The sequence below is a fragment of the Methylocaldum sp. genome (assembly GCF_039794385.1).
In the GTDB taxonomy this organism is placed as follows: Bacteria; Pseudomonadota; Gammaproteobacteria; order Methylococcales; family Methylococcaceae; genus Methylocaldum.
In genome coordinates this window covers 1-14,383 of the sequence record NZ_JBDIVO010000097.1, presented here as the reverse complement: position 1 = coordinate 14,383, position 14,383 = coordinate 1, and the positions used below count along the sequence as shown (strand labels likewise).

13 protein-coding genes are annotated in these 14,383 nt (G+C 56.7%); 10 read left to right on the top strand and 3 right to left on the bottom strand.

Annotation, left to right across the window (positions count from 1 at the left end; genetic code table 11):
* Both ABJK70_RS10545 and rmuC read left to right on the top strand, forming a co-directional pair.
* A partial coding sequence (locus ABJK70_RS10545) for a VTT domain-containing protein (protein ID WP_347257955.1) occupies nucleotides 1-1,869 on the top strand: 1,869 nt, incomplete at its 5' end.
* Nucleotides 1,870-1,909: 40 nt separating this feature from the next.
* Entirely contained in the window at nucleotides 1,910-3,403 is a 1,494-nt protein-coding gene (rmuC, locus tag ABJK70_RS10540; protein ID WP_240502523.1) for a DNA recombination protein RmuC, read from the top strand.
* 64 nt (nucleotides 3,404-3,467) lie between these two features.
* Here the strand turns inward: rmuC and rho are convergent, their stop codons facing one another.
* From rho to yrfG, 3 genes are all read right to left on the bottom strand, one after another.
* The gene (rho, locus tag ABJK70_RS10535; RefSeq protein ID WP_077730480.1) at nucleotides 3,468-4,724 is read right to left on the bottom strand and encodes a transcription termination factor Rho; all 1,257 of its coding nucleotides are present in this window, start codon (nucleotides 4,722-4,724) and stop codon (nucleotides 3,468-3,470) included.
* Nucleotides 4,725-4,900: 176 nt separating this feature from the next.
* Nucleotides 4,901-5,230, bottom strand: coding sequence for a thioredoxin TrxA (gene trxA, locus ABJK70_RS10530; protein WP_077730481.1), 330 nt, complete (start codon nucleotides 5,228-5,230; stop codon nucleotides 4,901-4,903).
* Nucleotides 5,231-5,466: 236 nt separating this feature from the next.
* Nucleotides 5,467-6,123: a GMP/IMP nucleotidase gene (gene yrfG / locus ABJK70_RS10525; protein ID WP_077730482.1), complete on the bottom strand. Its 657-nt coding sequence runs from the start codon at nucleotides 6,121-6,123 to the stop codon at nucleotides 5,467-5,469.
* Between the two features lie 88 nt (nucleotides 6,124-6,211).
* Here yrfG and cysQ point away from each other — a divergent pair, with 88 nt between their 5' ends.
* The 8 genes from cysQ to ABJK70_RS10485 all read left to right on the top strand — a co-directional run.
* Entirely contained in the window at nucleotides 6,212-7,030 is an 819-nt protein-coding gene (gene cysQ, locus ABJK70_RS10520) for a 3'(2'),5'-bisphosphate nucleotidase CysQ (RefSeq protein ID WP_086134373.1), read from the top strand.
* A 75-nt stretch (nucleotides 7,031-7,105) separates the two neighbouring features.
* Nucleotides 7,106-7,261: a hypothetical protein gene (locus ABJK70_RS10515; RefSeq protein ID WP_156880032.1), complete on the top strand. Its 156-nt coding sequence runs from the start codon at nucleotides 7,106-7,108 to the stop codon at nucleotides 7,259-7,261.
* A 212-nt stretch (nucleotides 7,262-7,473) separates the two neighbouring features.
* Nucleotides 7,474-9,204 carry an acetolactate synthase 3 large subunit gene (locus ABJK70_RS10510; protein WP_347257954.1) on the top strand — a complete coding sequence of 577 codons (1,731 nt, stop codon included), beginning with the start codon at nucleotides 7,474-7,476 and terminating at the stop codon, nucleotides 9,202-9,204.
* Nucleotides 9,204-9,695 (top strand): acetolactate synthase small subunit, encoded by a 492-nt coding sequence (gene ilvN / locus ABJK70_RS10505; RefSeq protein ID WP_133716465.1) that lies wholly within the window; start codon nucleotides 9,204-9,206, stop codon nucleotides 9,693-9,695. Before ABJK70_RS10510 ends, ilvN begins: the two co-directional genes overlap by 1 nt.
* 241 nt (nucleotides 9,696-9,936) lie before the next feature.
* On the top strand, nucleotides 9,937-10,953 hold the full coding sequence (gene ilvC / locus ABJK70_RS10500; RefSeq protein ID WP_347257953.1) for a ketol-acid reductoisomerase: 1,017 nt from the start codon (nucleotides 9,937-9,939) through the stop codon (nucleotides 10,951-10,953).
* A gap of 113 nt (nucleotides 10,954-11,066) precedes the next feature.
* The gene (gene pssA / locus ABJK70_RS10495) at nucleotides 11,067-11,810 is read left to right on the top strand and encodes a CDP-diacylglycerol--serine O-phosphatidyltransferase (RefSeq protein WP_077730487.1); all 744 of its coding nucleotides are present in this window, start codon (nucleotides 11,067-11,069) and stop codon (nucleotides 11,808-11,810) included.
* A 334-nt stretch (nucleotides 11,811-12,144) separates the two neighbouring features.
* Nucleotides 12,145-13,692, top strand: coding sequence for a 2-isopropylmalate synthase (locus ABJK70_RS10490; RefSeq protein ID WP_077730488.1), 1,548 nt, complete (start codon nucleotides 12,145-12,147; stop codon nucleotides 13,690-13,692).
* Nucleotides 13,693-13,778: 86 nt separating this feature from the next.
* The coding region (locus ABJK70_RS10485) for a uracil-DNA glycosylase (RefSeq protein ID WP_347257952.1) at nucleotides 13,779-14,383 on the top strand (605 nt) is incomplete at its 3' end.

Here is a 14,383-nt window from a genome sequence, read left to right as displayed (position 1 = left end):
CATCCCCACTACGCCGGCCTAGCGGTCTTTTTGATTGCCATGGCCGAATCCTTGGCAGTGGTGGGGCTAGTGGTTCCCGGCGTCGCCATGATGTTCGCCGCCGGGGCGCTCGTAGGCGCCGGAGCTCTTTCCTTTGCTCCGACCTGCGCTTACGCGATAGCCGGAGCGGTAGTCGGCGACGGGATCAGCTTTTGGCTGGGATGGCGTTATCGCGATCGCTTGTCGTCTCTGTGGCCGTTTAAGCGCTATCCGGGAATGATCGACCGCGGCATCGATTATTTTCACCGCTACGGGGGACGGAGCGTGCTGTTCGGGCGTTTCGTCGGCCCGGTCCGTGCGGTGATCCCCTTGGTGGCGGGCATGCTGACGATGCCGGCGCGGCGGTTCGTTTATATCAATGTGTTGTCCGCCGTTCTCTGGGGTCCCGCATATTTGCTGCCGGGCATGGCCTTCGGCGCATCCCTCGATCTGGCGTCAAAGGTGACCGGACGCTTGGCCGCCCTATTGATTGCGTTGCTAGTGGTCCTATGGTTCGGGGCTTGGTTGAGCAAGCATCTTTATCTTTACTTCCAGCCCCGGGCGCACCAGCTCATTCTGGCGACGTTCGACCTTAGCCGAGAGCACCCCCTGCTGGGACGTCTCACCGCTCCCCTCATCGATCCTGAGCAACGCGATTACGCCGGCCTATCGGTGTGGGCGGCGATTTTGGGCCTGTCTGGTTTGCTGGCCTGCTTCTTGGTACCAGCCGATTCGGTGCCCGTGTCCTTGGAAGCCTGGCGAACTCCTTGGTCCGATTATGCCTTGATCGTGTTCGAGGAATTGGGCGAGACCTTGTCCGTGTCGGTTTTCTCGGCGGTCGTGCTCGGCTGGTTATTGATCCGAAAGCAAGCTGTCGCCGGGGCGCATTTCCTGGGAGCGCTGATTTTCGCGTTGGCGCTCGGAACGGTCTGCCGTTTCGTTGACGATAATCCGCTGATCGATAGTCATGTCCTGAACGGCGGCGCGGTGTACGGTTTTGCGGCAGTGTTGACCGCGGACAGCGCGACGCCGCGTTGGCGCTGGTTGATTTACTCCGGGGCGACCCTGCTGGTCACCGTTATCGCGTTCGCTCGCGTCTATGCCGATACGGGCGAGTTTCTCGCGGCTTGCTTTACTCTGTCGATGGTTCTGATCTGGCTGGTCCTGCTGGGGGTGGCCTATCGGCGCCATCGGCACGGCGATGTACCGATCAGAGGCTTGATCGGGATCGTGATGGTTTCCCTAGTGGGCATCGGGGCGGTTGTTTGGTATAGCCACTCGCTGGAAGAGTTTTACTATCGGCGACCGCTTCTAAGCGTAAGCGAGGAGCACTGGCTCGAACAGGGCTGGCGGTTTTTGCCGGCCTACCGGGTGAAGACGATCGGCCGATCCGAGCAGGCGCTCAGTGTTCAATGGGCATCGTCGATCGATACTATCCATTCGGATCTGGTTAAACTTGGCTGGCAAGAGCCGAAGCCTTTGACACCGACCCAGGCGCTGCACTTTCTGAATCCTCAGACCGGAATGGCGGACTTGCCGGTTTTACCTCACTTCAACCAGATCGATGTGGATACTCTTCGTATGATCAAGGCGACTTCCGACGGGCGGTGGTTGATCGTTCGTTTCTGGCCGAGCGGACAACAGTTGCAGCCGGGAGCCATCCCAATCTGGCTGGGAAGTGTCGCCTTTTTGGAGGAGCGTAATGTCTTCGGTATCCTGAAGTTGTCCGAAGAGGCAGTCGACGGTACGGACGCACTCAACATCTTGACCGATGATCTCCTGTCGCTTCGTCCGTTCGTCCTGAGAACGAGCGAGAACGATCAGGTCGTCGTGTTGCTTCCCCCCCAGTAAATCTCGATGATCAGGTCTTTTTTCCGGGCAGCGTGGGCCGATGGATAATACACATTGGGTGGCGAATATCGATAAGCTGCCGCCTTCTCTGATTCTGGCTGTCGGCATGCTTTTGGGACTGTCCGTCGGATGGCTGATAGCGTCTTTGCGCCACAGAGGACATCATCCGGAATTGTGCCGGCGATTGACTGAGGAGCAGGCGCAGAAAATTGCTGAATTGTCGGAAGAGCTGGCTGATCGCCAAGATCGAGTCTATTCGTTGAGCACGGGGCTGGCCGTCGCTGAAGAAAAAGCGGGACGCATCCCGCTACTGGAAAGCAGACTGGCCGAAACAAGCCAGCAGCTTACGGCCGCGCGGACGGAATGCGCCGAACTCAGGACGCGCCTCGAGAACGAAGAGAAAAACACCGAAGGAAAGCTGGCGCTGCTTCGTAACGCGGAAGTTCAACTGTTCACCCAGTTCGAAAATCTGGCGCAGAAAATACTCGAGGAAAAGACGCAGAAATTCACCGAACAGAACAAGAGCCAACTCGACGGCGTTTTGACGCCGTTTCGCGAACAACTCGGCGATTTCCGAAAGAAGGTGGACGAAATGCATCTCCACGACGCGAAGGACAGGGCATCCCTGCGCCAGGAGATCGAGAACCTTCGCTTGCAGACCCAGCGTATCAACCAGGAAGCGGTCAATCTGACTCGCGCGTTGAAAGGCGACAAAAAATTGCAAGGCGCCTGGGGGGAACTGATTCTGGAGCGGGTGTTGGAGCAGTCCGGCTTGCGCAAGGGCATCGAATACGAAACTCAAGGCGGTTATCGCGACGGCGAAAATCGCTTATTTCGACCCGATGTCATCGTGCACCTGCCGGAAGGCAAGGACATCATCATCGATTCCAAGGTCTCGCTGGTGGCTTACGACCGCTGCTGTTCCCTGGACGACGGACCGGAGCGGGAGTCGGCGGTGCGCGAGCATGTTCTGGCCGTGCGTAACCATATCAAAACCTTGGCGCAGAAAGATTATTCCGGCTTGAATGGGCTGCGCTCTCTGGATTTTATTCTGCTGTTCATGCCGATCGAGTCGGCTTTCATGCTGGCCTTCCAGCACGACGACAAGCTGTTCTCGGATGCGTTCTCCAGCAATATCGTAGTGGTGACCCCGACCACCTTGCTGGCTACTTTACGTACCATAGAAAACATTTGGCGCTACGAGCGGCGGAATGAAAATGCGAAGTTGATCGCGGACAAGGCGGGCTCGATTTACGACAAATTGCGCGGATTCGTGGAAGACTTGGAAAAATTGGGCACCCAGCTCAGCAGCGTCCACAAGACTTATGACGACGCGATGAATAAACTTACCCGCGGGCGCGGCAATTTAATCCGGCAGGCGGAAAGTTTTGTGGAACTGGGCGCAAAAGTGAACAAACGGCTCCCAAAAAGTATTTTGGAGAAAGTCGATCTGGACGTCGAAGACGACATGTACGCCGCGCTAAAGCTGGAACTTCCGGCAATCGGGGAGACGAGCGAATCGTCCGAAGGATGATTATACGGCTTGTTTTGAGCTGAACGGCTTGGATCGGCTTGAAGGAGGGGCTTTTCTTGCTCCTTCAGCGCTTCATCATGTCGAAGAACTCGGCGTTAGTCTTGGTGTCCTTCAGTTTGCCCAGCAGGAATTCGCTGGCTGCCATTTCGTCCATCGGTTGCAGGATTTTGCGTAAAATCCAGCATTTTTGCAGTTCGTCCGCCGGAACGATGTATTCCTCGCGGCGGGTTCCGGATCGGTTGATATTGATGGCCGGATAAACGCGCTTCTCGGCGATTTTCCGCTCGAGGTGCAATTCCATATTGCCGGTGCCCTTGAATTCTTCGTAGATCACTTCGTCCATGCGCGACCCGGTATCGATCAGTGCGGTAGCGATGATCGTGAGGCTGCCGCCTTCCTCGATGTTACGAGCGGCACCGAAAAAGCGCTTGGGACGTTCCAGGGCGTTGGCGTCCACGCCGCCGGTCAACACTTTGCCCGAGGACGGGATCACTGTGTTGTAAGCTCGGGCGAGGCGGGTGATAGAGTCGAGGAGGATGACGACATCGCGCTTGTGCTCGACTAAGCGCTTAGCTTTTTCCAGGACCATCTCCGCCACTTGCACGTGACGCGCCGGCGGTTCGTCGAAGGTGCTGGATACGACTTCGCCCTTGACGCTGCGCTGCATCTCGGTGACTTCTTCCGGCCGTTCGTCGATCAGTAGGACGATCAGGTAACATTCAGGGTTCTTTTCGGCGACCGAATGGGCGATGTTCTGGAGGATCATGGTCTTGCCGGCTTTCGGCGGCGACACGATCAAGCCGCGCTGCCCTTTGCCGATCGGTGCGACCAGGTCGATCACCCGAGCGGTCAAATCCTCGGTGGTTCCGTTGCCGATCTCCAGTTGCAGGCGTTCGACAGGAAATAAGGGAGTTAGGTTAGAGAATAAGATCTTGTGCTTGGCGTTTTCCGGCGGCTCATAGTTGATTTGCTCGACCTTGAGCATTGCGAAGTAGCGCTCGTTGTCCTTGGGCGGACGAATCTTTCCGGAAATCGTGTCTCCGGTTCGTAAGCTAAATCTACGAATCTGACTGGGCGAGACGTAAATATCATCGGGTCCGGCCAAAAAGGAGCTGTCGGCGGACCTCAGAAAGCCGAATCCGTCGCTCAGGATTTCCAATACCCCGTCGCCGTAGATATCTTCCCCGCTTTTGGCCTGTTTTTTCAGGATCGAAAAGATCAAATCCTGTTTGCGCGTTCGAGCAACGCCTTCGATGTCGAGTGATTCAGCGATTTCGATGAGTTCGGAAACGGGTTTGCGTTTAAGATCGGTCAGATTCATAGACGTTAGTGAAGAGCAGATGTAAATGATCTAAGGAATTGCGCTCGTATGAGAGACGAGCTTGGAGAGAACGGCCGGAAGTGGCCCGGTTAAGAGGACGACGTTAAGAGTTACACCAAAGTTAGCACAGGCGTGCGAGGCCGTCTAGTCAGAACCGGCCCGCACATGCCGGATGCTCAAATATTGGCGTCAAGGAATGCAGCCAGTTGCGATTTGGCCAAGGCTCCCACCTTAGTGGCTTCCACTTCGCCGTTCTTAAACAAAATCAGCGTTGGAATTCCGCGTACGCCGTAGCGCTGGGGCGTTCCAGGATTGTCGTCGATATTGAGCTTGGCGATCGTCAGCTTACCTTCATAATCCCCAGCGACCTCCTCCAGAATAGGTGCAATCATCTTGCAGGGACCGCACCATTCGGCCCAGAAATCGACTAGTACAGGGCCGCTCGCTTTGAGGACCTTATCCTCGAATTCGGCATCGGTAACTTGAAGTATGCGTTCGCTCACAATGAACTCCTCACGGTCTCAACGGGGAAATTGGAAGGGACTGGGGCGCCAACGGCCAGTACGAATGGGAATGGTGCAGCTTTCCCTTGCGTACGTGCATTTCAGCTTAAACGAATGACAATTTCAAGCCCCATGGTTCCGTACGTAAATTGCCTTCGGTAAACACCGGAATCGGCTCGCGGACGGACGGGCAAATGGGGGCGACGGACTTGTTTCGGGGATTGGCGCCGCGGTCGATTTCAGCTTGGAGGCATTAGCTCGCGAAAGTCCTCAATGGCGTCGAATTCGACGATGTTTCTTGGAGGTTGCCGGCTATCGGGTTTCTTCACGGCAACTACGTGCCGGATGCCAAATTGGCGGGCGGCGTGTAATACGGTCACGCTGTCGTCGACCAGTAGCGTCTTATCCGCCGAAAAGGGTTCTATGGCGCTAAGGGCTTTCCAAAAGCCGGGATGCTCCTTCGGAAATCCGAATGCATGCGAAGAGAAGATTTCGTCAAAAAAACCATGGAGGCAGGTTCGCTCCAACTTCAAACCCAAGCTTTTCGGGTGTGCGTTGGTTACCAGCACCAAACGCTTTTCGGCTTTGCGTACGGCATCGAGGAAGTCGGTGACATGAGGTAGTATCGCTATCAGTCCCGCGATTTCGGCTTTTAAGCCTACGATGTCCAGGCACAAACGATCAGTCCAGTAATCCAGGCAGTACCATTCGAGTCGTCCCTCGGTTTCCTTGAACCGGGGTGTCAATTCGGCTTTGGCTTCCGCGACCGAAAGTCCGTGCCGTTCGGCGTAACGCAGCGGAACGAATTCGAGCCAAAAGTGGTTATCGAAATTCAGGTCCAACAGCGTGCCGTCCATATCGAGAAACACGCTGCTAATGTTTCGCCAATCGATCATGGTTTAATATTTTACTCGGTTGCTTTCAGTCATTATCTTCGATTCCCTCCATTCAGCGTATCCAGTGAGTAGCTGCGGATTTCAAGCCATGCCCCTCAGAAAAGAACCCTCCCGCTTTCTCGAGACCGTAGTCGCTCTCGCCAAGGAGTCCGGGCGTCGTATCCTCGAGATCTACGGATCGGATTTCCGCGTCGGCGTAAAAGAAGATAGTTCGCCGCTCACCGCGGCCGATCTCGCTTCCCATCACTGTCTGGTCGAAGGGCTCGCGGCTTTGCGTCCGGCCTACCCGATCATTTCGGAAGAATCTAAAAGTTTGCCGTTCGAGGAGCGAAGCGACTGGGAGACCTTTTGGCTGATCGATCCTCTGGATGGTACCAAGGAGTTTATCAAGCGAAATGGCGAGTTCACCGTTAACGTGGCCTTGATTCATCGTCACCAACCGGTGCTCGGCGTGGTGTATGCGCCGGCAAAAGATCTTTGCTACTTTGCATCCGAGGGATGCGGCGCCTACAGGCAGATCGACGATTCGCCCCCGCAAAACATCGAAGTGACGACGAGTGCTCACTATCCGCTGAGAGTGGTCGGTAGTCGCTCGCACCAGACAGAGGAATTGGCAATCTACCTGAACCGACTGGGCGAGCATGAACTGATGTCGATCGGCAGTTCGCTGAAACTCTGCTGGGTGGCGGAAGGCGCGGCGGATCTCTATCCCCGCATCGGTCTGACCTCGGAATGGGATACCGCGGCGGCGCATTGCATAGTAAAGGAAGCCGGTGGCGAGGTGACCGACTTGCGCGGTCAGCCACTGCTTTACAACACCAAGCCGTCGCTGCTCAATCCTTATTTTCTGGTATTCGGCGACAAATCCAGAGACTGGTACAGATACGCGGGCGGCATAGAGGGCTGACGCGCACCCCGCTTGGTCGAATAAGGCCTTGGGCAGCTTTGATGAAGACCGCCGGGGCGCCACTCCTGAACAATCATGTTCCGCAAGACCCGAGGATGGCGCGGCATATGGCAACTAGCGGTGCATATCGAGGGAGTTGTTACGCCGGCGCGGGTCATCATGCTCGGAGCCAATCCATTCGAAGTGGAAATGTATCCAGAGCAAAAGTACCGGTTCGTCAACGCTGCGTAAGAGGCCGAAGTCACTATCGAGGCGTTTCCGCTGTCCAAGTACGGTACAATTCCGGGAAACGTCATGCGAGGATCGAACGAACGCCATCCGCGTGGCCGCGGCTTGACGGAAAATGTGAATCCGAGTACCGTTATCGGCTATTTTTATTTTGTTGTCTCGGCCGAAACGGGCGTTTTCGAAACGCCTGATTCTTTTTTAGGGGTGTTGAAACCGTGGATCTCAGCGGCGCGGAAATCCTGGTCCAAAGTCTTAAGGACGAAGGGGTTGAATACATTTTCGGTTACCCCGGCGGGGCCGTATTGCATATCTACGATGCTCTGTTCAGACAGGACGACGTGAAGCACATCCTGGTGCGCCACGAACAGGGTGCGACCCATGCCGCGGACGGATACGCGCGCTCGACCGGCAAGCCCGGCGTGGTGCTGGTGACTTCCGGCCCCGGAGCCACCAATGCAGTCACCGGCATCGCGACGGCCTACATGGATTCGATTCCGATGGTAATCATCACCGGCCAAGTGCCCTTGCCGGTCATCGGCAGCGATGCCTTCCAGGAGTGCGACACTATCGGCATCACCCGGCCCTGTGTAAAGCACAATTTCCTGGTAAAGGACGTGCACAAGCTGGCGGAGACCATCAAGAAGGCGTTCTACATCGCCACCACCGGCCGACCCGGTCCCGTGGTGGTCGACGTTCCGAAGGACGTCACCGATCCCAATCTCAAGATTCCTTACGAGTACCCGCGCTCGGTTTCAATCCGCTCCTATAACCCGCAGGTCAAGGGGCATCGGTGGCAGATCAAGAAAGCGGTAGAGTTGTTGCTCTCCGCCAAGAGGCCGATGATCTATTCGGGAGGCGGCGTCATATTGGGCAATGCGTCCGAACAGTTGAAGGAAATTACCCGGATACTCGGATTTCCGATCACCAGTACCTTGATGGGATTGGGGGCCTATCCGGCCACCGATCGGCAGTTTCTGGGCATGCTGGGCATGCACGGAACCTACGAGGCGAATATGGCCATGCACGAATGCGATGTGCTGTTCGCCGTCGGTGCGCGGTTCGACGATCGGGTTACCGGCAAGCTCAGCCAGTTTTGCCCGCATGCGAAGATCATTCACATCGATATCGATCCTGCTTCCATCTCGAAGACGGTGCGCGTCGACGTTCCCATCGTCGGTGAAGTCGGCCCGGTCCTGGAGGACATGATCGAGATACTGGGGAGCAGTGAGAAGCGGGCCGATGAAGATGCTCTTACCGCATGGTGGGATCAAATCGCGCGCTGGCAATCCTTGGACTGCTTGCGTTACGATCGGAATAGTCCGCTGATCAAGCCGCAATACGTCATCGAGCAGTTGTACGAAGTCACCAATGGCGATGCATTCGTAACGTCCGATGTCGGGCAGCATCAAATGTGGACGGCTCAGTTCTACAAATTCGACAAGCCGCGCCGCTGGATCAACTCGGGCGGACTCGGCACCATGGGGTTCGGTTTGCCGGCGGCCATTGGCGCCAAGCTGGCTCACCCCGATGCGGACGTGGCCTGCGTAACCGGGGAGGCGAGCATTCAGATGTGCATCCAGGAGTTGGCTACGGCCCTGCAATACCGCACGCCTATCAAAATCGTGAATCTCAATAACGGTTACATGGGCATGGTCCGCCAGTGGCAGGAATTCACCTACGAAAGCCGCTACTCCCACTCCTACTTGGAGACCATTCCCGATTTCGTCAAGCTGGCCGAAGCTTACGGCCATATCGGCATGCACATCGAAAAGCCCGCCGACGTGCGCCCGGCACTGGAGGAGGCGTTCAAGCTGAAGGATCGTACTGTATTCATGAATTTCCTGACCGATCCGACCGAGAACGTATATCCGATGATCGAGGCCGGCAAGGCTCACCATGAGATGCGCCTCGCTCCCGGCGTCACCATCGAGAGGGAGCTTGCCTGATGCGCCACATCATTTCCATTTTGATGGAGAACGAATCGGGGGCGTTGTCGCGGGTGGCGGGACTTTTTTCCGCACGCGGATACAACATCGAGTCGTTGACCGTGGCGCCCACGGAGGATGCGTCCTTGTCGCGAATGACGCTGGTTACCACCGGCAGCGACGAGATCATCGAGCAGATTACCAAGCAGCTCAACAAGCTGATCGATGTGGTCAAACTCATCGATATTTCGGAATCTTCCCACATCGAACGCGAATTGATGATGGTGAAAGTGCGTGCCGTCGACAGGGCGCGGGAGGAAATCATTCGCCTGACCGATATCTTTCGCGGAAAAATCATCGATGTTACGCCGGTGAGCTACGTCATCGAGGTTACCGGCGAAAAGTCCAAGCTGGACGCGTTTCTCCAGACGCTCGATCAGGAGGCCATCATCGAGGTCGTGCGCTCCGGCACAACGGGCATTCTGCGCGGCGACCGCGGGCTTCACGTCTAACTAATGCCGATGACGACTGCAGCGTATAACAAATGCCAGTATTACCCGTCATTCCGGCAGGGAGTGCCGGAATCCAGAAGCCACGGAAGGTTTTAGCGTCTACGTCCCTGTAAACTGGACCCCGGCAGTCCCAATCGCAAACGGGCCTTTAATCGGCCCCTTCCCTGCCGGGGTGACGATGTGGTTTTTAATTTCGTTACGAATAGTAATCAGCCAAAACGATAAATCACGAGGACCATTCATGCAGGTTTATTACGACAAAGATGCCGATCTTTCGATTATTCGGAACAAGAAGGTCGCCATTATCGGCTACGGCTCGCAAGGCCACGCTCACGCCAACAACCTGAAAGATTCAGGCGTTTCGGTCATCGTCGCATTGCGTCCGGGTTCGGCCTCCGCAGTGAAGGCCGAGAACGCGGGGCTGACCGTCATGTCGGTGGAAGAGGCCGTGAAACTAGCCGACGTCATCATGGTACTGGCTCCGGACGAACACCAGGCGAAACTCTATTCCGAGCAGATCGAACCGAACATCAAGCAAGGTGCGGCGTTGGCGTTCGCCCACGGGTTCAATATCCATTTCGAACAGATCCAGCCGCGCGCCGATCTAGACGTGATCATGATCGCGCCGAAAGGCCCCGGCCACCTGGTGCGTTCGACATACACCCAGGGCGGCGGCGTACCCTCCCTGATCGCGGTTTATCAGAACGCTTCGGGACAGGCCAAGGAAATCGCCTTGTCCTATGCCTCTGCAAACGGCGGCGGACGCGCCGGCATCATCGAAACGACCTTCCGCGAAGAGACCGAAACCGACCTGTTCGGTGAACAGGCCGTATTGTGCGGCGGCGCGACGGCACTCGTGCAGGCCGGGTTCGAGACCTTGGTGGAAGCCGGCTACGCTCCCGAAATGGCATACTTCGAGTGCTTGCACGAGCTGAAGCTGATCGTCGATTTGATGTATGAAGGCGGCATCGCCAACATGCGCTATTCAATCTCCAATACCGCCGAATACGGCGACCTGACCCGCGGGCCACGTGTCGTCACGGAGGAGACGAAAAAGGAGATGAAGAAGATTCTCGGCGAAATTCAGCGCGGCGAGTTTGCCCGCGAATTCATTCTGGAGAATCAGGCCGGTTGCGCCACGCTGAAGGCCAAGCGGCGTCTGGGTCGCGAGCACCAAATCGAACAGGTCGGTGCGAAGTTGCGCGACATGATGCCTTGGATCAAAGCCAACAAAATCGTCGATAAAAGCAAGAACTGATTCTTGCTTTCGGCCGGGCACGAGCCAATCGGTTCGTGCTCGACCCGCCGAACTGGCGGCGGGCTATGTTAAGCTAGCCCGCATTATCGGTTGATTCAACTTAAAGCGGGACTATGGAAGAACAAATTCCCCCTGCGAGGCGTCGGCGCGGCATCTATCTCTTGCCGAACTTGTTCACGACAGCAGCGCTTTTCGCCGGTTTCTACGCCATCACCGCCGCCTTTAACGGGCGCTTCGAAGTGGCTGCCGTCGCCATCTTCATTGCCATGGTTCTGGACGGTCTCGACGGACGGGTGGCGCGTCTCACCAATACGCAGAGCGCCTTCGGGGCCGAATACGACAGCATGGCCGACATGATTTCCTTCGGTGCCGCTCCCGCCTTGGTTGCCTACATCTGGTCGCTGACGACGCTGGGCAAGATCGGATGGGTTGCCGCTTTCGTGCACGCCGCCGGTGCAGCGCTTCGCTTGGCCCGCTTCAATACCCAGATCGCAACCGCGGACAAACGGTATTTTCAAGGTTTGCCGAGTCCTTCCGCCGCCGCGATTTTGGCCGGGTTTATCTGGTTTAGCGAAACCTACGGTCTGACCGGCGAGTCCATGCGCTATGTCTCGCTCGGACTAGCCTTGATGACCGGGCTCCTGATGGTCAGCAACTTCCGTTACTACAGCTTCAAGGATGTGGATCTCCGCGGACGGGTGCCGTTCATGTGGGCTATCCTCGTGATGCTGGTATTCGCCTTCATTTTTACCAATCCGCCCCTGATGCTGTTTGTCATGTTTACGGCTTACGCTGTTTCGGGGCCGGTACTGACTTTGCTCGGGCGACGTAAAATGCGGAGCGAGCGCCGAACCTGAGAAGGGACGGGGAATCTGCTGACATTAAAGTCCTTCGCCGGATAAGGCGAAACTATTCCCCACTATGGCGCTTGTACGGTATTCGGATGAGTAATATAGTTGCTCGAAAGGCAGTCACAAATCCATGCATTCAATCGCCAACCTACAACGCCGGAAATCCGACCGACTCATCGGCCGGGTCGGCGCTGTCTGTCGCTCTGAATTCCTCGACCTTCTGCGTCTTCGTCTCCTGCCCTGAGGGGCAGTAGACTTGACGCATTCCAAAATCCTAAGCGCGAACATAAATGCAAGGTCCTCTTGAAGAGAGGCCACGAGAGATAGACGAGGTTTTATCATGAGCGACAAACTCATCATTTTCGATACGACGCTGCGGGACGGCGAGCAAAGTCCCGGCGCTTCGATGACGCGGGACGAAAAGGTGCGCATCGCCAAGGCGCTCGAGCGTCTGCGGGTGGATGTGATCGAGGCCGGTTTTCCGGCGGCGAGTCCCGGCGATTTCGAATCGGTGCAAGCTGTGGCTCGGGCGGTCAAGGAAAGCACGGTATGCGGTTTGGCGCGGGCTTTGGATAGGGACATCGACCGTGCGGGCGAGGCGCTCAAGGAAGCCAATCGGGCGCGTATTCACACGTTTATCGCGACTTCGCCGATTCATATGCAAAGAAAGCTGCGCATGGAGCCCGATCAGGTGATCGAGTATGCCGTGAAGGCTGTAAAAAGGGCGAGGCAGTATACGGATGATGTCGAGTTTTCGCCGGAAGACGCCGGACGTTCGGAAGAAGATTTTCTGTGTCGAATACTCGAGGCGGTTATCGATGCGGGCGCGAAAACCTTGAATATCCCCGATACCGTCGGTTACAGCGTGCCGGAGCAATTCGGCGCCACCATCCGGCGTTTGAGAGAACGTATTCCCAACTCCGATAAAGCCATCTTTTCGGTGCATTGCCACAACGATCTGGGGTTGGCGGTTGCGAATTCATTATCCGCCGTCATGAACGGCGCGCGGCAGGTCGAATGTACGATCAACGGCTTGGGCGAACGGGCCGGCAATGCCGCGCTGGAGGAGATCGTCATGGCGGTCAAGACCCGTAAAGACGTGTTTCCCTGCCGAGTCGAGATCGACACCCGCGAAATCGTTGCGTGTTCCAAACTTGTCTCGAATATCACCGGTTTTCCGGTGCAGCCCAACAAAGCCATCGTTGGGGCCAATGCGTTTGCGCACGAGTCCGGCATTCATCAGGACGGGGTTTTGAAGAGCCGCGAGACCTACGAAATCATGAGCGCGGAGGAAGTCGGCTGGACTGCAAACCGGATGGTGCTGGGCAAGCATTCGGGCCGCAACGCGTTTCGCACGCGCATGCAGGAACTGGGGATAGAGTTCGGATCCGAGGCGGAATTGAACGACGCATTCCAGCGTTTCAAGGACTTGGCTGACAAAAAGCACGAAATCTTCGATGAAGACCTGCAGGCTTTGATCACGGAAGCGGGCGTCGAGGCGGAGGACGAGCGGGTTAAGCTTGTCGCGCTCAAGGTATGCTCGGAAACGGGCGAGGTTCCTTGCGCGCGAGTGTCGCTCAAGGTCGAAAACGAAGAAGTGAGCGGCACCGCCCAGGGCAGCGGCGCTGTCGACGCGAGCTTCAAGGCCATCGAATCCGTAGTTCATACCGACTCCACCTTGTTGCTGTATTCGGTCAATAACATCACCACCGGCACCGACGCTCAGGGCGAAGTGACGGTTCGCCTGGAAAAGGGCGGGCGGATCGTCAACGGCCAGGGCGCAGATACCGATATCGTGATCGCTTCGGCCAAGGCCTACATCAATGCGGTCAACAAACTCCTGGCGCCGCGGCAACGCATGCATCCTCAAGTGGCGGGAGACGTTTGATAATGCCCGAGTTTTGCGAAGAGGCGGTCTAAGAACGGTTCCGGCCTATGCCTCGCGATGAACGACGCCTGGATTATCTCCATTCGATGGGTATCCAAGTTTGGGTACCCCGGCGGCGTGCCGCGTTCGAGGCTGCCGAAAATCCGGACCTACCCCAGGCTACGCCGGATGGCTTGAGTGAGAGCCTAATAAGCGCGGTGAATTCGCCTCCGATCGATGCTGTGTCTTCGGGTTGTCTGCCGGATTGGGCGGATTTGGAGGCCCGCGTAGCGGGATGTACCGCCTGTCCGCTACACCAAGGCCGTACTCAGACCGTTTTCGGCGTCGGCAATCGCGAAGCCGAATGGATGGTGATTGGCGAAGCGCCTGGAGAACAGGAAGATCTGCAAGGCGAACCATTCGTGGGGCGGGCCGGGCAATTGCTCAACGAAATGATTCGGGCCGTCGGTCTCAAAAGGGAAGCCGTTTACATCGCTAACGTGATCAAATGCCGTCCGCCCAGGAATCGCGATCCGGCCCCGGAGGAAGCGGCGGCCTGCGAGGGATATTTGAAAGGGCAGGTCGCCTTGATCAAACCTAAGATTATTCTGGCCGTAGGCCGTATTGCCGCGCAAAACTTATTAAAAACCGCGACGCCCATCGGTAAACTACGCGGCCAGGTGCATTATTACGACCAGATTCCGCTGGTGGT